Annotated in this window: 14 protein-coding genes; 2 read left to right on the forward strand and 12 right to left on the reverse strand. The window is 36.5% G+C overall.

Going from position 1 to position 20,409, the window contains the following annotated elements; genetic code table 11:
- Positions 1-45: 45 nt before the first annotated feature.
- The 8 genes from QWY87_RS15290 to leuC form a co-directional block, all read right to left on the reverse strand.
- Positions 46-1,188, reverse strand: a complete 1,143-nt coding sequence (locus tag QWY87_RS15290) for an efflux RND transporter periplasmic adaptor subunit (protein WP_290292822.1) — start codon at positions 1,186-1,188, stop codon at positions 46-48.
- Positions 1,189-1,207: 19 nt separating this feature from the next.
- Complete coding sequence (locus QWY87_RS15295; RefSeq protein ID WP_290292825.1) at positions 1,208-5,536, reverse strand: CusA/CzcA family heavy metal efflux RND transporter; 4,329 nt, start codon at positions 5,534-5,536, stop codon at positions 1,208-1,210.
- A gap of 93 nt (positions 5,537-5,629) precedes the next feature.
- Positions 5,630-6,028 (reverse strand): hypothetical protein, encoded by a 399-nt coding sequence (locus QWY87_RS15300; protein WP_290292827.1) that lies wholly within the window; start codon positions 6,026-6,028, stop codon positions 5,630-5,632.
- Between the two features lie 123 nt (positions 6,029-6,151).
- Positions 6,152-7,669, reverse strand: a complete 1,518-nt coding sequence (locus QWY87_RS15305; protein WP_290292829.1) for a DEAD/DEAH box helicase — start codon at positions 7,667-7,669, stop codon at positions 6,152-6,154.
- Between the two features lie 204 nt (positions 7,670-7,873).
- Positions 7,874-8,932 (reverse strand): 3-isopropylmalate dehydrogenase, encoded by a 1,059-nt coding sequence (leuB, locus tag QWY87_RS15310; protein ID WP_290292830.1) that lies wholly within the window; start codon positions 8,930-8,932, stop codon positions 7,874-7,876.
- A 15-nt stretch (positions 8,933-8,947) separates the two neighbouring features.
- Positions 8,948-10,468, reverse strand: coding sequence for a hydroxymethylglutaryl-CoA lyase-like TIM-barrel protein (locus QWY87_RS15315; RefSeq protein WP_290292831.1), 1,521 nt, complete (start codon positions 10,466-10,468; stop codon positions 8,948-8,950).
- 11 nt (positions 10,469-10,479) lie between these two features.
- Positions 10,480-11,076: a 3-isopropylmalate dehydratase small subunit gene (gene leuD / locus QWY87_RS15320; RefSeq protein ID WP_290292833.1), complete on the reverse strand. Its 597-nt coding sequence runs from the start codon at positions 11,074-11,076 to the stop codon at positions 10,480-10,482.
- A gap of 32 nt (positions 11,077-11,108) precedes the next feature.
- Positions 11,109-12,503, reverse strand: coding sequence for a 3-isopropylmalate dehydratase large subunit (gene leuC, locus QWY87_RS15325; RefSeq protein ID WP_290292835.1), 1,395 nt, complete (start codon positions 12,501-12,503; stop codon positions 11,109-11,111).
- Between the two features lie 378 nt (positions 12,504-12,881).
- On the opposite strand from leuC, the gene QWY87_RS15330 reads away from it, so the two are divergent.
- Both QWY87_RS15330 and QWY87_RS15335 read left to right on the forward strand, forming a co-directional pair.
- Positions 12,882-14,183: a dipeptidase gene (locus QWY87_RS15330; protein ID WP_290292840.1), complete on the forward strand. Its 1,302-nt coding sequence runs from the start codon at positions 12,882-12,884 to the stop codon at positions 14,181-14,183.
- A 78-nt stretch (positions 14,184-14,261) separates the two neighbouring features.
- Positions 14,262-16,106 carry a FlgD immunoglobulin-like domain containing protein gene (locus QWY87_RS15335; protein ID WP_290292843.1) on the forward strand — a complete coding sequence of 615 codons (1,845 nt, stop codon included), beginning with the start codon at positions 14,262-14,264 and terminating at the stop codon, positions 16,104-16,106.
- A gap of 96 nt (positions 16,107-16,202) precedes the next feature.
- Here QWY87_RS15335 and QWY87_RS15340 read toward each other — a convergent pair whose 3' ends face one another.
- The 4 genes from QWY87_RS15340 to QWY87_RS15355 form a co-directional block, all read right to left on the reverse strand.
- Positions 16,203-16,634 carry a YHS domain-containing (seleno)protein gene (locus QWY87_RS15340; protein WP_290292846.1) on the reverse strand — a complete coding sequence of 144 codons (432 nt, stop codon included), beginning with the start codon at positions 16,632-16,634 and terminating at the stop codon, positions 16,203-16,205.
- A 55-nt stretch (positions 16,635-16,689) separates the two neighbouring features.
- Entirely contained in the window at positions 16,690-17,352 is a 663-nt protein-coding gene (locus tag QWY87_RS15345; protein WP_290292850.1) for a hypothetical protein, read from the reverse strand.
- A 303-nt stretch (positions 17,353-17,655) separates the two neighbouring features.
- The gene (locus QWY87_RS15350) at positions 17,656-19,845 is read right to left on the reverse strand and encodes a xanthine dehydrogenase family protein molybdopterin-binding subunit (protein WP_290292852.1); all 2,190 of its coding nucleotides are present in this window, start codon (positions 19,843-19,845) and stop codon (positions 17,656-17,658) included.
- Complete coding sequence (locus tag QWY87_RS15355; RefSeq protein WP_290292856.1) at positions 19,842-20,318, reverse strand: (2Fe-2S)-binding protein; 477 nt, start codon at positions 20,316-20,318, stop codon at positions 19,842-19,844. Before QWY87_RS15355 ends, QWY87_RS15350 begins: the two co-directional genes overlap by 4 nt.
- Positions 20,319-20,409 lie beyond the last annotated feature (91 nt).

Below are 20,409 nucleotides of genomic sequence, written 5' to 3' on the forward strand. Positions count from 1 at the left end.
AATATTAAGTTTTATATAATATGAGCACATTTTCTTAGGAAATAGTTATTGATCCATAAATAAATGACTGCCTCCAACTAGATATTTACCAATAGAATCAAGTCGGTCATGATTCTTGATCATGATGATATCTCCTGAGGTTTCTCCTGTTTCTACCTTTATTTTTTCAAGAGTATAGGTGTCATTTTCTCCAGATTTCATTAGCATAATATAAGTCAAGCCATTTTTCTCAAACACAGCTTTATTTAAAACCCCCATTCCGGAAGATTCATTTGTCAAAATTGATGCCTGAACGAACATGCCTGGAATGAATCCTTCGTCATGTGGTTCATCTATATGGGCATGTACCATTACAGTTCTGTCGCTTCCTATAGATTTTCCTATAAGATGTACACTACCTTTAAACTGTTTTGAACCTGATTCAGGCAGGCTAAAAAATACCGTTTGTCCTGTTTTAATTTTGAATACATCCTTTTCAAATATTTTTAATTCAAGATGTAAATGATCCGTATTAACTATGGCCATAATTTCGTCTGAAGAGGAAACATAAGAGCCTGTTGTGATATTGATGTCCGTAATATCACCTGAAATCGGTGCAAAGATATTTGAAACTGACGTTAAATTTCCAGACTCTACTTGAGCCGGATCTATGTGTAATAGTTCAAGTTTCTTTCTAAGACCTTTGTAAGTGGCAAGGGTTATTTTATAGTCACTTTCTGCTTTTAAAAATGATTTTTCTGATGAAATTTTTTCGTTGAACAATTCCTGTTGTCTATCAAAATTTGATTTTAAAAATACCAACTGTTCTTTGGCTTCCATATATTGCTGCTGAAGCTCAAGGAATTTAATATTTTCAATGCTTAACAATAATTGTCCCTTCTTTACCTGATCTCCAATAAGTAAAGGGGAATTCTTGATATAACCTCCTATTTGAGCACTAATTACTGCCCTTCCATTTGGTGGCACATCAATTACGCCAGTAGAAGAAATTCGTGTACCAAAAGAATGCGCTACTAGTGAGGTCATGCTCAAAGATTCATTTTTATATTGGTCTTTAGAGATCGTAATTACTTCCGTTTCGAAATTGAGCTTCTCTTTTTCCCGTATATCCGAACTTTCATTTTTGTTTGTTGATTTGGAGCAATTCAAGAATGTCAAAGCGATAATGATAATTGTATATAGTTTCATAAAATTCATTTACAACAACTTAAAGGGTTAAATAATTAATTTCCAGAACTATTTGATTATATGTATTCAGATTGTTTATATAATCCAGTAGTATTTCGAGCGCATTTTCCATACTTTGGATGTATTGAAAAAAATTGATCTCACCAGATTCATAGCTAATTTTTGCAGTTTTAAAAATCTCCTGAGATAGTTGCTCTCCTTCTTCTTGATAGTAGATTAAAGCTTCATCGTGTTTTTTAAGTTGCGCATATAACTCTGACTGTTTGGCCTTTATCCGAATTCTATACTCACTCTCCTGGTTATCCAAGACTTCCTGAGCGATTTTTGAAGCCTTGATCTTCGCAGCATTACCACTGAATAAAATTGGAATTTTCAGGCCTATCTGATAGCCATTTAGATTCTCATCTAAGCTAGAATTTGATCCAACAAAATAATTCAATGTAATATCTGGTAAAAGGCTTTGTGAGGCAACATTCTTTTGTGCGAGAAATAATTCTTTCTTATTTTTATAGTAATACAAACCAGGATTCTCTTCCAAACTTATTTGTTTGAGCTCTAATTTTATCAGAGGAACCTTTCTCACTGTAAATTCCTGATCACTTTGCACCACTTCCTTTAATCCCATTAGTGCCGAAGCTACATCTTGCTGTGATTGTTTATGCAGCGTCTGCAGTTGTTTTTGCTTCGCCTGTGCCGTAATTTTTTCCAGATAATTGGTATCACCTGTTTCAAACTTACGTTTGGCAGCATAGGCAAAAGTTCTATAAAAACTATCCAAACGCTGCAACACTATTTCTCTTTCCAATTCGTATTGCAAAAGATAAAACCTGGATAAAACTTTTTGCTCCAATTGCCTTTTTTTGATACTGTAGGAATTATGCTCCATTTCATACCTTGCCTTATTCACTTTTTTTCCAGCAAAATAACGTGTTGGAAAAAGGAAGTCCTGTTCTACTCCAAACACCTTCAATGGTTTATTATTATAGGCAATATTGTTTTCGTCATAGTGATAGTACAGTTGGGTTTTATCAAAAGTAAAGGCATCACTAATTAAAGCGTCTGCCTGATCCACTTGAAGTGATGAAGCCTTTAAACCGGCATTACTCTCTAAAGCTAATGCTGAAATTTCCTCCAGACCCAAACTTTGCGTTTCTTGTGTTACTCCATAAAAACTACTTAAACCTATTAATGTAATCACTAATAAATTTGAAGTTCTTGTTGGTTTTAATTGTAACTTTTTACTGAATATTGAATACAATAAGGGTAGTATAATCATAGTCAAAAGTGTTGAGGAGACTAAGCCTCCTATTACTACTGTTGCCAAAGGTCTTTGCACTTCAGCTCCTGCTCCGGTGGAGATGGCCATTGGTAAAAATCCAAGAGCAGCAGCCAAGGCAGTCAATATAACCGGTCTTAATCTCTCTGTTGTGCCCTGAATAATTATTTTATTTATATCTGTCATCCCATTTTGTTTTAATTCTTTAAAATGTTCTATCAGCACAATACCATTAAGCACAGCGATTCCAAATAAGGCAATAAAACCTACTCCTGCTGAGATACTAAAAGGCATGTCCCTGAGCCACAAAAGCAGCACTCCTCCTACGGCAGCCAAAGGAATTGCGGAGAAAATCATAAAAGCTTCCCTAGTTGAGTCAAAGGCAAAAAAGAGTAGCAGAAAAATTAAGGTCAAGGCAATAGGGACCGCAATCTTCAATCTGGCCTTGGCCCTTTGTAAATTTTCAAACTGTCCTCCATATGAAATCGTATAACCAGGTGGCAGCTTGATATCTCTTTCTATAAGTTGTTGTACATCTTCGATGACTGATTGTAAGTCACGATTTCTTACATTAATCGCCACAACAATTCTTCTTTTGGTATTATCTCTGGAAATTTTGGCAGGACCTTCGGTATAATCGATATTAGCCAGTTCTTGCAGAGGAACTTTAAAACCCAACGGAGTATCAATAAAAAGATGATGCAGATTAGAAATATCACCACGGTGTTTTTTATCGAGCCTTATGACCAGGTCAAAACTTTTTTCTCCTTCAAAAACTTGGCCAACAACTGCGCCCGCAAATCCCATCGAAATCATATCATTAACCTCTTGAATATTCAACCCATACCTTGCGATTTTATTTCTATCATATTGAATCTTCATTTGAGGCAAGCCTTCTATTTTTTCAACAATAATATCCGAAGCGCCTTCAATAGGTTGCACAAGCTTGCTGATCTCGTTTGCCTTCTCTGCCAACACATTCAAATCATTACCAAAAATCTTAATAGCTATATCTGATTTAACCCCGGTAATCAGCTCATTAAATCTCATCTCTATTGGTTGTGTGAACTCCAATTCCATACCTGGGATAACCGCAAGTGCTTTCTTAAATTCCTCAGCCAGTTCATCCTTTGTACTTGCCGAAACCCATTCCTTTTTAGGTTTTAATTTGATAATCACATCACTTTCTTCCATTGACATCGGATCCGTAGGGATTTCTGCAGCCCCGATTCTACTGACCACCTGGTCCACTTCTGGAAAATTTTCAAGCAGTATCTTTTCAATTCTTGTAGTAATTTCTATCGTTTTGGTTAAAGAAGTTCCGGTTTCTAATACCGGTTGTATCACAAAATCGCCTTCATCAAGGGTAGGTACAAATTCACCACCCATTCTCGAAAACAATGAAATGGCTACAATGAGCAGCAGCAAAGCCATAGCTATAACAAATTTTTTGAATTTCAGTGCCCAAACAATACTGGGTTCGTAGAGCCTCTTGATCAGGATCATTATTTTCTCGCTAATATGAGCTTTGTTTCTTTTTACAGGTTTTATAAATATCGCTGACATGACAGGAATATAAGTAAGTCCAAAGATCATGGCTCCAATCAAGGCAAAACTAAAAGTAAGCGCCATAGGTCTGAACATCTTGCCTTCAACCCCACTCAATGACAATATTGGGATAAACACAATTAGGATGATCAATTGCCCAAATATGGCAGAATTCATCATTTTGGAAGCTGCTTCAGCAGTGATTTCACTAATTCGTAATTTTTTCTCCTCCTCACCCAATGCCAATAACTCATTTTGGCTCGAAGCAAGTTTAAAAGCAATAAATTCAACAATAATGACGGAACCATCAATGATGATTCCAAAATCAATCGCTCCAAGACTCATTAAATTGGCATCTACATGAAAAATATTCATCAGTGAAATGGCAAAAAGAAGCGTCATGGGAATCATTGAGGCGACTACCAATCCTGACCTGAGATTGCCCAACAGTAATACAACAACAAAAATCACTATTAAACATCCAAGGATGAGATTTTCAGCCACAGTAAAGGAGGTTCTTTCGATCAACTCACTTCTTTCTAAAAATGCATTGATGACAACCCCTTCAGGTAAGGTTCCTGAGATTTCCTTTACTCTTGCCTTCACATCGTCAATTACCTTTTTTGAATTTCCATCCTTGAGCATCATTACTTGTCCAAGAACTTTCTCTCCTTCACCATTTCCGGTAATGGCACCGAACCTAATAGCACTTCCATATCCTACTTCAGCAACGTCTCTAATAAATATCGAGAGTCCGTTAACATTCTTAACTGATATATTCCTGATATCTTCAAGATCAGTAACAAGGCCCTCACCTCGTATAAAATAGGCTTTATCATTTTTTTCAATATAGGCCCCTCCGGCAATTGAGTTATTACTTTGCAAGGCCTTATATACTTCACTTGTAGTAATATCCATAGCATTCAATTTTTCTGTATTGATTGCTACTTCATATTGCTTTAAAAACCCACCCCAGGTATTCACCTCAATGACTCCTGAAATTCCAGACAGCTGTCTTTTAACGATCCAATCCTGGATAGATCGCAATTCTGTTACACTGTACTTTGACTCAAAACCTGGTTCTACGTCAAGTACATATTGATAGATCTCTCCTAATCCTGTTGTGATGGGCCCCATCTCAGGTTGTCCAAAACCTTCAGGGATTTTTTCACTTGCCGATAGAATTTTTTCAGAGATCAACTGTCTGGGTAAATAAGTACCCATGGCGTCTTCAAAAACAATGGTAACAACAGATAAACCAAATTTCGAAACTGATCTAATCTCCTCTACTCCTGGTAAATTAGCCATCTCCAGCTCTATTGGATAGGTTATAAACTGCTCGATATCTTCAGTGGAAAGATTTCTTGAAGTAGTAATAACCTGTACTTGGTTATTGGTAACGTCAGGAACTGCACCGATATGTATTTTAGTCAAAGAGTAGAGTCCAAAACCTATGACTAGAAAACTGAAAATAAATACGCTCAGTCTGTTGTTCAGACTAATGTTGATAATTTTAGAAAGCATAATTCAATTATTAGTTAAAAAATTGATGCAAAGAGCTCACGAAAGACTAATAATGTCGTGTAAAGCCATTTATCGAAGTACTAAATTATTGAACTATGCGAATTTTGGAGGTTGAAAAACGTCTGTATTCTCTAGAAAAGAGTAGGAGTTTTGGTAATAAAAATCAATTTTTGAATTTAGATTATTTATTGGTATCTCCAATGACAATTTATCAAATTGAATTAGGAGAATTTGCCCTGAATCTGAGCATATATTATGATTGAAGGGTAATCTTTGATGTTCTTTACTATCCTTTGGTTCTTCATTATGACTCGATTTTTTATCGCCATAATGTTTTGATATAAAAGCAAAAATATCATCACCGTATTTTTCTTGATGAAATTCCAAATGAGACATTAGGGTGTCAAGCTTTAAGAAATCTCCTGAATGGAGGTTAAAACTTTGAGCCAAAAACAATATGGCAAGAGATATGGAGCTTATTCTTAATAGCATTAAGCCGCGAAAATAACAACAATTAATTTAACTGTATAACAGTATAAATTTAAGATTTTATTACATGATATCGTGTCACAAATATAACATTTTACCAAATGTTCCTTTGAACAAAGATGAACTTTATCTAAATAATATGCTGATCTTTACTCGAAGTTGGCGCTTGTAGTCTTCCTCCAACCATTTCAAATAATTCTTGGAGCTTTTTAAAATACAAAATGAATATTGTTTGATTCTGTATTCAATTTCATCATTTAATTCTCTTGAAAGAATATGCGCATCAAAAACATCTTCACTGTTCTCCGCACAAATTTTTGCATGTTGCGCTATTGATTTTTCAAGAACAATTTTTGATTTCTGACTTGTATATATAGCAGCATCATATTCCTTTTTTACATCAAAAACAAAATCAGTCGATTTGGAGAACAAGGCCTTAGTGGCCTCAGGCATTTCATATTTAAAGTTTCTTTCAATTTCATCATCACTGATAAGATTCTCTAAAAAATATGAAGGGTTCTTAAAGATCAATTGCCAATCTACATCTTCGGTCCATAAACCGAATCTTGAAACATTGTTACCCAAATCTAGCACTGAAAACTCCTTCTTGTCATCAATAACCCTTGAACCCCTACCAATCATTTGAAAGTATAAGGCAAGTGATTTGGTCGCTCTGTTTATAATTATAGAATCTATCGTAGGTTCGTCAAAACCTGTAGTCAAAATTCCAACCGAAGTAAGAATTGCGTCTGGCGTATTTTTAAACCAACTCAAAACAGCTTTCCGCTCCTCTTTGGTATTTGTATTATCTATATAATTAACCTTGTAACCAGCTCTCTTGAATACTTCGTATACATGTCTTGAAGTATGGATACCATTATTAAATATCAGCGTCTTTTTGTTTTTACCTGTAGCTTCATAGGCTGCAACCAACTTCGATTGCATTTCACTTTTTGTATATAACTCTTCTGATGATTTTACAGTATAATCACCATTCGCACCAATTTTCAAAGTACTCAGATTTACATTATAGCTATAGGTTGTTGCCTGAGCAAGAAAACCCTGTTCGATAAGAGATGTGATCTTTTCACCCACGATAAGATCCTTATAGATCTCATGCATTGGTAAATTTATATTTGAACTTAATGGCGTAGCAGTTACTCCTAAAATAAAACAATTCTCAAAGTGCTTAAAGAGTTTTCTAAAGGAATTGTAATGCGCCTCATCAACAATCACCAAACCAATATCCTGTAAATCTGCTTTTTCTTCTTTAATCCTGTTATTAAGCGTTTCAACCATAGCGACGAAACATGAGTATTTATCCTCATTTGTCACTTCTTTCACGCTACTGTCAATTACTTTATTATTCACACCAAATTCAGTAAGCATATTTGAAGTTTGCTTACTTAACTCAATTCGATGTGTCAGAATTAAAACCTTATGTTGGTTCTTTTTTATATACCGACGGGCAATTTCAGAAAAAATTACTGTTTTCCCACCACCTGTAGGCAATTGATAAAGAAGATTATACTGATTCGGATTGTCATTTATTCTTTCAAAAATCTTGTCTATGGCACCATGTTGGTAATCATATAATTTTTTACCAATAATCTTTTCTTCGTTATCAAGTTTTGTGAGCACCATATATCCTTATAAATAAACCTTGCAAAAATACTCATTTAACTAGGTTCTATAGCAATTCTTTTGAATATTTTTTATTTAAACCTAGATATCGCTGCTATAAGTCTGATATATACAATTTTAACAGCCCTTATCTAAAAAAAAAAAGCCACTCTTAAACGAATGGCTTTCTAATTTTTTTAGATTATGCTGATTCAGATGTTGAGATTAAACATTCTCAGCTAACCAATCACCAACTTGAGTAGTTCCGTATGACTTTCCTCCATCGGCAAGGTCTTCCGTAACAATACCTGCGTCTAAAGATTTATTCACTACTTCTCTGATAGCAGCTCCTTCATCATGTAAGCCAAAACCTGTTTCAAACATCATAGCAGCAGACAAAACTGTAGCCAGCGGATTGGCAATGTTTTTTCCAGTAGCCTGAGGATATGAACCATGTATAGGCTCAAACAACGAAACATCCGCACCAACTGAGGCCGATGGCATAAGTCCCATAGAACCTGATATCACTGAAGCTTCATCGGTTAGTATGTCACCAAAAAGGTTTTCTGTGATCAACACATCATATGAATTAGGCCATTGCACAAGACGCATTGCTACAGCATCCACAAACTCATACGAAACTTCAACTTCAGGATAATCTTTTTCCATTGCCTGAACGGTCTCTCTCCATAATCTTGAAGTTTCCAGAACGTTTGCTTTATCTACGCAACACAACTTCTTACCACGGCTCATAGCCATTTCAAAACCTTTTTTGGCAAGGCGCTGTACTTCTTTTCTTGAATAGACACAATGATCATAAGCAGTGTTACCATTGTCTTCTCTTCCTTTTTTACCGAAATAAATACCACCTGTCAATTCTCTTAAAAACACCAAATCAGTGCCTTCAATTCTTTCTCTTTTTAAAGGAGATTTGTCAATCAAGGAAGGAAATGTAAAGGTTGGTCTTACATTGGCAAACAAACCCAATTCTTTACGCATTTTAAGTAATCCTTGTTCAGGACGAACCTTTGCAGAAGGGTCATTATCAAATCTTGGATGCCCAATAGCGCCAAATAATACGGCATCAGACGATGCACATATATCATGGGTCTCCTGAGGATAAGGGTCTCCAACAGCGTCTATCGCCGCAGCACCTGTAAGGGCTGGATGCCAGCTTATTTCATGATTGAATTTTTTTGCTATTGCGTCTGATACTTTTACAGCTTGTTCGATCACTTCCGGACCAATTCCATCACCCGCTAAAAGTGCAATTTTTAATTTCATATTATATATTTTATTCTAAATTATATTCAACATTTTTTGAGTTGCAACAATCGCTGAAACGGTTTGATCAGAATCAAGTCCTCTGGTTTTAAAAATTTTCTCACCTTGCTTCCAGGTAATCACCGTTTCACAAAGTGCGTCAGAATTAGATCCAGGAGGAATTCTAACCGCATAATCAGTAAGCGTAGGAAGACTCATTCCCTTTTCCTTATAGATTTTTCCCAAAGTATTCATAAAGGCATCAAATTGTCCATCTCCCTGGGCATTCTCCTGAATACTGTTACCATCAATTCTTACAGAAACAGTGGTTGAAGGTCTTAAACCCTTCGAGTGAGTCAATACATAGGAATCTACCACTACTCTTTCTTCTACTGAGTTACTGTCAAGAACATCTGAAATAATATAAGGCAGGTCTTCTTTTGTCACCACCTCTTTTTTATCTCCAAGCTCAATAATTCGTTTTGTAACTTTTGAAATATCTTCATCACTTAGGAACAATCCCAATTCCTGTAAATTCTTTTGAATATTTGCTTTTCCTGAGGTCTTCCCTAAAGCATATTGTCTTTTTCTCCCAAATCTCTCAGGTAATAAATCATTAAAGTATAAGTTCTTTTTATTGTCCCCATCAGCATGTATTCCAGCAGTTTGTGTAAAAACATTATCTCCAAGAACCGGTTTGTTTTCTGGAATTCTAAATCCCGAGAACGTTTCAACAAGTTTACTCACTTTGAATAGAGATTGTTCTTTAACCGCTATTTCGACTTCTGGTAAAAAATCATTTATAACGGCAACTACGCTTGCCAGAGGAGCATTACCAGCTCGTTCACCCATACCATTAACCGTAAGGTGCAAACCATCAGCACCTGCTTTTACTGCTTCCAGCACATTGGCTACGCCAAGGTCATAATCATTATGCGCGTGAAAATCTATATGCATTTCAGGATAACGTTCCTTTACTTGTTTTACAAAATCAAAAGATTCAGATGGTGTTAAAACACCGAGCGTATCAGGCAACAAAACCCTTTTAATGGGTTCTTTTGCCAGAAAATCGAGGAACTCAAATACATACTCAGGGGAATTCCTCATACCATTGCTCCAGTCTTCCAAATAGACATTAGTCTCTATCCCTTGCTCTAATCCTGATCTTATGCTTTTTTGAATTGCAGTAAAATGCTCTTGAGGCGTTTTCTTTAGTTGGTGTGTAAGATGATTCAACGAACCCTTTGTCAATAGATTCTGTACTTTAGCTCCAGTCTCATTCATCCATTCTAAAGACAAACCGCCATCGACAAAAGACAGCACTTCAATCTTGTCAATAAACCCTGCTTCCTTCGCCCAGTCAGTAATACTCTTAACAGCATTAAACTCACCTTCAGATACTCTTGTAGAGGCTATTTCAATCCTGTCAACTTTTAGCTCTTCTAATAATAGTTTAGCGATCGTAAGCTTTTCAGTTGCAGAAAAAGATACGCCATTAGTCTGTTCCCCATCTCTGAGGGTCGTATCCATTATTTCAATTTTACGTCTTTCTGACATGAGCCTTCTTATTAAAAGGGTCTTTGATCAGCAAATTGAACGATCTCTTCCTTCATATTCTGAAGATAGTCGATATCGTCGAATCCGTTGAGCATGTTTTCTTTTTTATAGCCATTGATGTCAAACTTTTCAACTGAACCAGTGCTCAATAAGCTTACTTCTTGTTTTTCAAGATCTACTAAAATTTCAGTGTTTGGATTTTTCTCTATTTCAGCGAATATTTCAGCCAGAAAAGATTCACTAACCTGCACTGGTAAGACACCTACATTTAGGCAATTACCTTTAAAAATATCTGCAAAAAAACTTGAGATAACGCATCTAAATCCAAAATCATATACTGACCAGGCCGCGTGTTCTCTTGAAGATCCAGATCCAAAATTCCTTCCCCCAACTAATATTTTTCCACTGTAAATCGATTTGTTTAAAACAAAATCTTTTTTTGGCGAACCGTCGGCATTGTATCTCCAATCTCTAAATAAATTATCGCCAAACCCTTTTCTCTCAGTAGCCTTTAAAAACCTGGCAGGAATGATTTGATCTGTATCAACATTCTCAATAGGTAAAGGATAAGCACTGCTTTTTAATATTGTAAAACTATCGTATGCCATTTCTAATTGTATTTCTTTATTGTGTGCAATAATTATAATAACTCTCTTGGATCAGTAACCTTCCCGGTAACAGCGGCAGCGGCAGCCATTAAAGGACTTGCCAATAAGGTTCTGGAACCAGGGCCTTGCCTTCCTTCAAAATTTCTATTTGAAGTACTAACTGCATATTTTCCGGCGGGCACTTTATCATCATTCATGGCTAAACAAGCAGAGCATCCTGGCTGACGTAGTTCAAAACCAGCTTCCTCCAAAATATCCAAAAGACCTTCTTTCTTAATCTGATCTTCCACTATATGTGAACCTGGAACTAACCATGCCGTAACATGTTCCGCTTTTTTCCTGCCTTTTACAATTGACGTAAAAGCTCTAAAATCTTCTATTCTACCGTTGGTACAGCTACCAAGAAAAACATAATCAATTTTCTTGGCCTTCATAGCCTCTCCTTCATTGAAGCCCATATAATTTAATGACTTGTCATAAGTAGTTTTTCCACCCGTAACATCCTTAGATAAAGGGATATCTTTTGAGATCCCAATTCCCATTCCTGGGTTTGTTCCAAAGGTGATCATCGGTTCTATTTCTGCAGCATCGTAGGTGAATTCTTTGTCAAAAATAGCACCCTCTTCCGTTTTTAAAGTTTTCCAATAAGCCATGGCACTGTCCCAATCAGCTCCTTTTGGAGTAAATTGTCTACCTTCAATATAATCATAGGTAGTTTGATCAGGAGCAATCATTCCTCCTCTTGCACCCATCTCAATACTCAGGTTACAAACAGTCATTCTTCCTTCCATTGTCATCTGCTCGAATACATCTCCAGAATATTCTACAAAATATCCCGTAGCTCCAGAAGTTGTCAGCTTTGCAATAATAAATAAAGCCACATCTTTAGGTCCTACCGCTTTTCCAAGGGTACCGTTAATATTGATACGCATCTTTTTTGGCTTCGGTTGCATGATACACTGTGTTGACAAAACCATTTCAACTTCAGAAGTACCAATACCAAATGCTATAGCACCAAAGGCACCATGTGTAGAAGTATGTGAATCTCCACAAACAATAGTTGATCCCGGTAAAGTAATTCCGTGCTCAGGCCCTACCACGTGTACAATTCCATTATTTTGATCTCCAAGACCCCAATGGCTAATGCCATACTTTTTAGCGTTTCTTTCTAATGTCTCTAACTGATTCGCAGATAAAGGATCCTTTACAGGAAGATGTTGATTTATAGTTGGCGTATTGTGATCAGCAGTTGCAAAAGTTCTATTTGGATAGATCACATCAATGCCTCTACTTTCTAAACCTAGAAATGCCACCGGGCTTGTTACCTCATGGATAAAATGACGGTCAATAAAAAATACATCAGGTCCATCTTTTATGCTCCTTACAACATGTGTATCCCAAACTTTATCAAATAATGTGTTACTCATAATATTTTAAAATCTAATTTTTTGAAATTTTGCCATAGGCAGATGCAAATTTATTTTTTTAAATGATTCTTTACTCTTCACATCTATATTTTTTTACAATGTTCAAAATCAATTATACAAGCTTTGTTCGTAGAATAAAATCCAAACTATACTGCAATACAATTCAATATTGTCATTATTTAATTTTTTAATTGTAATTATTAGTAAATCTTTAATTATTAAGGGTATTATTAGTTATAATACATTTAATTGAAATAATAATTCAAGTATACACGCCAATAAATTATTTTGTAATTAAAATAAATACGATTTTTAAGAATTAAATTATTGTATTTTTAGCCCACATTGAACGCTAAGCCAAATAAAATTCATCTTCAAATGAAAAAGACACAATTATCCCTTTTATTATTTTTTATCTCTTTAGTATTGACCGCTCAATCTCGGCCTCCCGAGAGTGAAAACAGTAGGAGAGAAAGAGCATTAAAAATTCATGAGTCGGTTATTACAATTGACACGCATAATGATATCAATATAGCCAATTTCACAGCGGAGAAGAATTACACTCAAGATCTGGATACACAGGTCAATCTTCCGAAAATGATTACTGGAGGGCTTGACGTATCCTGGTTGATTGTTTATACAGGTCAAGGGAGTCTTGATAAAAAAGGATATAAGAAAGCATACGAGAATGCCATATCTAAATTTGATGCCATTCATAGATTAACTGAGGTTTATGCAGCAGATCAGATTGAATTAGCGCTTTCTTCAGACGACGTAAAAAGAATCCAAAAAGAAGGAAAAAAAGTAGTTATGATTGGAGTTGAAAATGCATATCCAATTGGAGAGGATCTTAACAGAATAGAGGAATTCTATAATAAAGGAGCTCGTTATATGTCATTGGCTCACAATGGCCATTCTCAATTTAGTGATTCAAATACAGGAGAACAGGATAGTATTTGGCTGCATAACGGGCTGTCAGAACTAGGCAAAAAAGCCATTGTAGAAATGAACAGGCTGGGAATTATGATAGACCTCTCACACCCATCCAAAAAGGCAAATATCCAAATGATACAGCTTTCAAAAGCGCCTGTTATTGCTTCCCATTCTTCAGCACGAGGCCTAAGTGATGTGAGTCGTAATTTAGATGATGAAGTGCTCAAGATGATAAAGAACAATGGGGGTGTTGTACAAACAGTTGCGCTTGCTGACTATGTCAGTCTTGACAAAGTGAAAAGTAATAACGAAGCCAGTCAGCCTATTTACGATCAGGTTGCTAAAGAACTAGGTGTTCCTTACTTAACAATGACTCAAATCAGCAAATTGCGTGGTGAAGAACTTCATACTGCCTACAATAATTATGACATGATCATGAAAAAAGCCGGCCCTCTAAAAAAGGAAATCAATAAACAATTTCCCTTGGTGAATGTCAGAGATTTTGTTGACCATATTGACTATATGGTTAAACTCATAGGAGTTGACCATGTAGGAATCAGTTCAGATTTCGATGGCGGTGGTGGTATCCAAGGCTGGGACAATGCCTCTGAAACCTTTAATATTACCTATGAATTGGTAAGACGTGGTTATTCCGAAACTGACATTGCTAAAATATGGGGATTGAACCTTTTAAGGGTGTTAGACGAAGTTGACGCAATTGCCAAAAAATTAAAGGCCACAGAATAGCAAACTTTAAGTCTTATTTATAGCTTTTTCATAGTTTTAGAAAATTTTGTATCTTTCTGATAACTAATCCCCTATGCTATGTATAAAACTACTTTTCAAAATTTATTGCAATTTTTTATTCGATCTACAACCAATTTATGCTCATCAAGGAACGTGCTTGGTAAATTATTTTTAACTGTTTTAGTATTTGTTTTATCTTCTAATGGAATACCCGATTGGCAAGGAAATAAAAACAAATCTCTCGAAGACTGGACCTGGAAAATCATCAAGAAAAATGAATCAATTCCATTACCATTTCCTTTTGGTCCCGATATTCCTTCTCCTACTGATAATTGGTACCAAAGAGCCGGGCTACAAGCCCTTAATCACAAAGGAAAATTTTACATTTTTGGTGGACGTACGCCTTTACCCATACCTATTCCGGGAGCTAGCATCATACATGGTGATGTTTGGAGTAGTTCCGACAAAGGAGAAAATTGGGAAAGGATTCTTGAATCTAACCCCCCTACTCTAATTCCGGAGATTGGCCTTGTACCCTCTGACCCAAACTTCACCGAGCACTGGGCGAATCGTGCTTATTTTCAAGCTGTAAAAAAAGGAAGTTATATGTATATTATCGGCGGGCAAGATTTTACACTGGTCACAGTTCCGAATGAAGATTGGCCAGAAAATTGCCCGGATGAACCTATTTTTCCTGGTGGACCTATTGTACCGTGTGAACCAACTATACAGGTTCCTGTTTCTCAATTTTTTAATGATGTGTGGAGATCCAGAGATGGAGTGAATTGGAGACAAATGATTCAAAATCAAGCTATTGATTTAGAGGATGATAACCCACCCCATTGGGCCGGTCGTGCCGGATTGAGTGCCACTGTTTTTAAGGGCTATATCTATGTTATGGGTGGTTCTGTAAACGATGATAGCGCTGTTGTTATTGGTGCCCCTGCCCGTGAATATTTTAATGACGTATGGAGATCTCGTGACGGAAGACGTTGGGAAAGAGTCAAAAAAAATCAGGAAATAGATTCGGAAGATCCAGATCCAACCCATTGGGCTCAAAGAGCTGGTGGTATTGCTGTCGTTAAAGGCGGTTATATGTATATGGTGGGAGGAGAAGAAGGATTTACATGTACTCCAATCGACCCAACTCAACCTTTTTTGGGATTTGAAGAACCTTGTCCGCCCTACTTTAATGATGTATGGCGTACAAAAGACGGTGTTAACTGGAAACGAATGATTGATAATCAGGACGTAGATCTTGACAATCCTACTCATTGGTCTAAACGTCCGGGACACCAAGTAGTTGTCGCTCAAAACCAACTTGTTCTTTTTGGTGGATTTGGTTTAGGAGAGAATAAATTAGGAAATGAGCCTTCAAACCCATCAGATGTTTGGGTAAGCTATAATGGGGCGAAATGGGAAAAAGTCAGTGATGCACCATGGAACGCTGATGGATCAGAGGATATCAAATATGATTTTGATGCGGTTGTTGAAAAAGGATATGGTAAATTTTCAGATGCCATATATACTTTTGGTGGAGACCGAGAAACTTTTGATTTTTTCGATACAGAAAATTATAAAAACGTTGACAACGACGTATGGAAGTTCTCCTTGCCAAAAAAGAAGGAAGTAGAAGAAGAAATTGAAATAGTTCTTGCGTTACATCAGAATTATCCTAATCCTTTTAGTGAGTCTACAAACTTAAAATATACGATACCTAATCGGGCTTATGTTGCAATCAACATATTCGACAACCGCGGACGTTTCGTATCGAGACTGGTTGGAAAAACACAGAATGCCGGGGATTATGAGTCTACTTGGAATGGAAAAAATTATAAGGGTAAAAATGTTAAAGCAGGTTATTACTATGCTATACTTTGGAGTCATGGAAAGGCCGAAACCATCAAATTATATAAAAAATAAACGCTGATAGCAATTCATAAAAAACTTGTTAATGTCTAAGGCATTAGCAAGTTTTTTTTTGCTTCAATACCAGAAAGGAATCATCTTTTTAATAGATTATTGAAATTTTTTCCAGTTTTCATCTGCCTTCAAAACCAGTTCATCCGGTCCTTCTTCTATCCAGTCTTCAAACGTATTGTCAAAATAAGCATCATAAAAAAGATACAACTTGCTATTTCTTATCTCAAAAGTTTTTGGGTTTACCTTTACTTTTTCTCCCTTCGAGGCCATAGCATAAGCACACCAACCTCCGTATTGAGGAAGGAATTGCAAGGGGTCTTTCTTAAATTTATTTAAATTATTATCTGAAGAGAACCTATACGAAACACCTTTGTGCTCTGTGCTAAATTTGGATTGGCCCTTAATAGCTTTAGCATCAAAATACGCCACTACATCGTAACCTGCTGCGCCGTAATCACTCTGAATATTAACATTTTGCTGAGCTGACACACTTTGTATAACCAATAAAAAGACCCAAACTAATCTCATATTTTTATTTTTAGCTTAGGACGAGCGAGATTTAAATTCCTTGCAAGATTGCCGTTTAATATTCTGGCGTAACCATGATATGTGCATTATATCTTCCTGGAAACATCAACCATGGGTGGCTCGATTCGTTTGGTGCTAATGACAAGCCTGTGCTTTCTTGAGTCGCATAGGGTATATAGATTACATATCTGTACTTTCCATTGTCTATCACTCCTGTCTCTTCATTGAAATAAGCATTTTCTCCATAATAAATATGTAAGGTAGCAGGTGCTTCGGGCAATGCCATTTTTCCGGACGTTGCTTCTTCATCTCGAATCGTTTCCTTTTCTTCACGTGATTTTCCTTCTGCATTTAATTCGCGCCCTCTATCCATCATCGGTTCCAAGCTTTTATGATAACAAACAACCTGAAAACCGTCTTTTGCCGGATTATCAGCCACGCAAATAAATTCATTGTTTCCTTCTCGCAACATCATAAACTCACCTGACTCGCTATACCCATAAACCATGGCCTCTTCCCTAGCCTCTTGCGGCGCTGCTAAAATGGCAGAAGCAATTTGCTGATCAGGGCTTAATTTTTGATTTTTGGGAATGTCAAAAATAGAGGTCTCAGAGACTTCTTCTTTGTCTATTAACATGATTTCATTTTTCTTATATGAAGGTTTTGCACAACTCAATAAAAGTATGCTAAAGGCTAATAGGTAGGCGGCTAATTTCATGTGGCTTTGGTTAAAAATTTGATAAACGAATATACTCCTTTTTGAACTTTTAAACAACAATTGATAATCCGGGGAATTGTTATCAATACAACATGTTTTTAGCTACACAATAAATTGGAGCATCCTACGTTACAGTATTATTAAGTTCTTAACTTTAATAAAATTGCTAATTTTTCCTCTTAAAAAGGGATGATTACCAAAAAAGCCATAGCGAGCAAAAAATAGCCTTGAGGGGGGCTTATGATCAAACTAATAACATTTAAAATCTAAATGTTCAACTATTGAAACTTGCTATGGCTTTTTTTATTGAAATTTATCTTCTGCTTTTAGAGGCAGACTTCTAAACCTTTTTCCGGTTGCATTATAAACAGCATTCACAATGGCTGGCGCTATCACAGGAACTCCTGGTTCACCTATGCCCGTCGGCAACTCATCACTATTAACAATTTCAATATCAATAAGAGGAGCCTCATGAATTCTCAGCATTTGATAATCATGAAAATTACTTTGCTTAACAGCTCCATCTTCTACACTAATATCTCCATAAAAAGCCAAGGACATTCCAAAAATGACTGCCCCTTCTAACTGAGATTTCACTGTATCGGTATTGACAACGGTTCCGCAGTCTACTGCTGTAAAAACATTAATCACTTTCAGTTTATTATTGATCACAGAAACTTCAACTATAGATGCCACATAGGTATAAAAACTATAATGAATCGCTATTCCCATGCCGTGCCCTTCTGGTAAATCTTTACCCCATCCTGCATTTTTCGCAGCTATCCGCAACACATTTTTCAGTTTTGCCGTATCCAATTGATATTCGTTATCAGAGGGATATACCCTGTCAGAACCAATAAGTTCAAGCCTGAAATCCAAGGGGTCCTTTCCAGATGCTACAGCTAGTTCATCTGCAAAAACATTAATCGAAAAACCGTGAATAATATTATAAACAGATCTCAACCAGCCAATCCTAACATGAGCTTCAGCTTCTCCATTCTCAAACCTACTATGCGCTATTTCATAAGGCATATTGATCATTCCTTGTCGAAATTCAACACCAACACCATGCGTAATACCGGGTAGAAAAGTTGAAGCAATAGATGGATAAGCGGTTCGATGCAGCCAACCAGTCACTGAGTTATCTTTAAAAGAGGCTTTCATATACTGTGCACTAATCGCATGATAATAACTGTTTTGAATATCATCTTCTCTGGTCCAAATAACCTGTACCGGTTTTTGTTCCATCTTTGACAATGCTACCGCTTCCAGCACAAAATCTGGTTTTGACTTTCTCCCAAATCCACCGCCTAAAAAAGTAACATTTATGCTTACTTTATCTAAATCTATTCCTAAAAAGTCACTTACTTCCTTTCTCGTAACTTGAGGTGCCTGAACCGGAGCCCAAACTTCACATATACCATCATGAACGTGGGCTGTTGCGTTGGGCGCTTCCATAGGAGCATGAACAAGATGCGGCAATTTATATGTAGCCTCAACTATACGATCTGCATCCCTAAAAGCGCTTTGCAGATTACCTTCTTTCTTAATTAATTTAGCTTTTTTATGAACATTCGCGGTTATTTTGTCCATATATCTATCTGAAGAATAAGATTCGTTCTCCCCAGCATTCCAACTAACTTTTAATCTCTTTTGTCCTTCAATAGCTGCCCAGGTATTTGAGGCAATTACTGCTACACCACCTAGCGCACCAAATGGTTTTTTAATTCGATCAATTTGCCTGGCACTAATAACTCCTTTTACTTTTAAGCTAGCACTGCTATCAAAGGAATCCAAACTTCCAAAAGTCACCGGGCATCTTTTAATACAGGCGTAAACCATATCTTGGATCTTAATGTCAAGACCATATTTATTCTTCCCTCTGACAAAATCACTGACATCGACACTTTTAAGCCCTTTACCTATATAAACAAATTCTTCTGGTGATTTGAGCCTTGGCTTTAAAGGTGGTGTTTCCATTCTGGCAGAAACAGCTAAATCTCCATAAAATAACCTTTCATCGGTATCGGTTCTGATAACATAGTGTTGTTCCGTCTTACAAACATTCTCTGCAATTCCCCATTGCTTTGCAGCCGCAGATACAAGCATACCTCGAGCCATAGCTCCCATTTCTCTCATGGGTTGATAAATAGTTCTGATACTTCTTGAACCATCGGTATTTTGATTGCCATAGGCATCATCTCCTGGAGCCTGAACTACAGTAACCCTTGACCAGTCTGCATCCATTTCATCGGCAATAACAGATGTTAACGAAGTTCTTACACCCTGCCCCATCTCACTTCTTGATGCGGTCAAAATTAAATCACCATTTGACTTTAGTTCTACAAACAAATTCGGAGAAAAAACATCAGTATCATTTTTTAAAGTTTCCTTTATTTCATTAGAACCCGTGTCACAAGCAAGAATCAAGCCCCCACTAAGCAAACTGACATTTTTAATAAAATAACGTCTCGAGATTTTCGATTGCTTCATATAACTTCTTTGTTTTCTGGTTCTACATTCAATGAGGCTGCCAAATGAATCGCCTTCTTAATCCTGACATAAGTACCGCAACGACATATATTACCGCTCATTGCACTGTCTATATCATCATCAGTGGGTTGTGGCTGCTTATTGAGTAAGGCCAAAGCACTTACCACTTGCCCCGGTTGACAATACCCGCATTGAGGTACATTTAGTTCTTCCCATGCTTTTTGAATATTCGGGTTCAACTCAAATACACCCTCAACAGTAGTAAGGTTTTTACCCACAGCATTTGAAACAGGAGTAATACATGATCTTATTGGACTTCCATCCATGAGCACAGTACAAGAGCCACATACGCCCAAACCACAACCATATTTAGTGCCTGTTAGTTCAATAAAGTCTCTTAAAACCCATAAGATGGGCATGTCTGGAGAAACATCTACATTGTGCTGAATACCATTTATCACGAGTTGTATCATATGTTGTCTTTAAAGTTAAGTGTCTTTGTAAAGTTAGTATAATTGATTAATTTTGTAAATTGTGACAATAAAAATACTTACTTATTCTTCA

Origin of the sequence: Lutimonas halocynthiae (assembly GCF_030409835.1) — a bacterium.
GTDB lineage: Bacteria > Bacteroidota > Bacteroidia > Flavobacteriales > Flavobacteriaceae > Lutimonas > Lutimonas halocynthiae.

What these genes read in the sequence shown, in the direction of transcription:
- QWY87_RS15290 (WP_290292822.1), bottom strand. Translation starts at nt 1,188, where the DNA reads ATGAAACTATATACAATTATCATTATCGCTTTGACATTCTTGAATTGC.
- QWY87_RS15295 (WP_290292825.1), bottom strand. Translation starts at nt 5,536, where the DNA reads ATGCTTTCTAAAATTATCAACATTAGTCTGAACAACAGACTGAGCGTA.
- QWY87_RS15300 (WP_290292827.1), bottom strand. Translation starts at nt 6,028, where the DNA reads ATGCTATTAAGAATAAGCTCCATATCTCTTGCCATATTGTTTTTGGCT.
- QWY87_RS15305 (WP_290292829.1), bottom strand. Translation starts at nt 7,669, where the DNA reads ATGGTGCTCACAAAACTTGATAACGAAGAAAAGATTATTGGTAAAAAA.
- leuB (WP_290292830.1), bottom strand. Translation starts at nt 8,932, where the DNA reads ATGAAATTAAAAATTGCACTTTTAGCGGGTGATGGAATTGGTCCGGAA.
- QWY87_RS15315 (WP_290292831.1), bottom strand. Translation starts at nt 10,468, where the DNA reads ATGTCAGAAAGACGTAAAATTGAAATAATGGATACGACCCTCAGAGAT.
- leuD (WP_290292833.1), bottom strand. Translation starts at nt 11,076, where the DNA reads ATGGCATACGATAGTTTTACAATATTAAAAAGCAGTGCTTATCCTTTA.
- leuC (WP_290292835.1), bottom strand. Translation starts at nt 12,503, where the DNA reads ATGAGTAACACATTATTTGATAAAGTTTGGGATACACATGTTGTAAGG.
- QWY87_RS15330 (WP_290292840.1), top strand. Translation starts at nt 12,882, where the DNA reads ATGAAAAAGACACAATTATCCCTTTTATTATTTTTTATCTCTTTAGTA.
- QWY87_RS15335 (WP_290292843.1), top strand. Translation starts at nt 14,262, where the DNA reads ATGTATAAAACTACTTTTCAAAATTTATTGCAATTTTTTATTCGATCT.
- QWY87_RS15340 (WP_290292846.1), bottom strand. Translation starts at nt 16,634, where the DNA reads ATGAGATTAGTTTGGGTCTTTTTATTGGTTATACAAAGTGTGTCAGCT.
- QWY87_RS15345 (WP_290292850.1), bottom strand. Translation starts at nt 17,352, where the DNA reads ATGAAATTAGCCGCCTACCTATTAGCCTTTAGCATACTTTTATTGAGT.
- QWY87_RS15350 (WP_290292852.1), bottom strand. Translation starts at nt 19,845, where the DNA reads ATGAAGCAATCGAAAATCTCGAGACGTTATTTTATTAAAAATGTCAGT.
- QWY87_RS15355 (WP_290292856.1), bottom strand. Translation starts at nt 20,318, where the DNA reads ATGATACAACTCGTGATAAATGGTATTCAGCACAATGTAGATGTTTCT.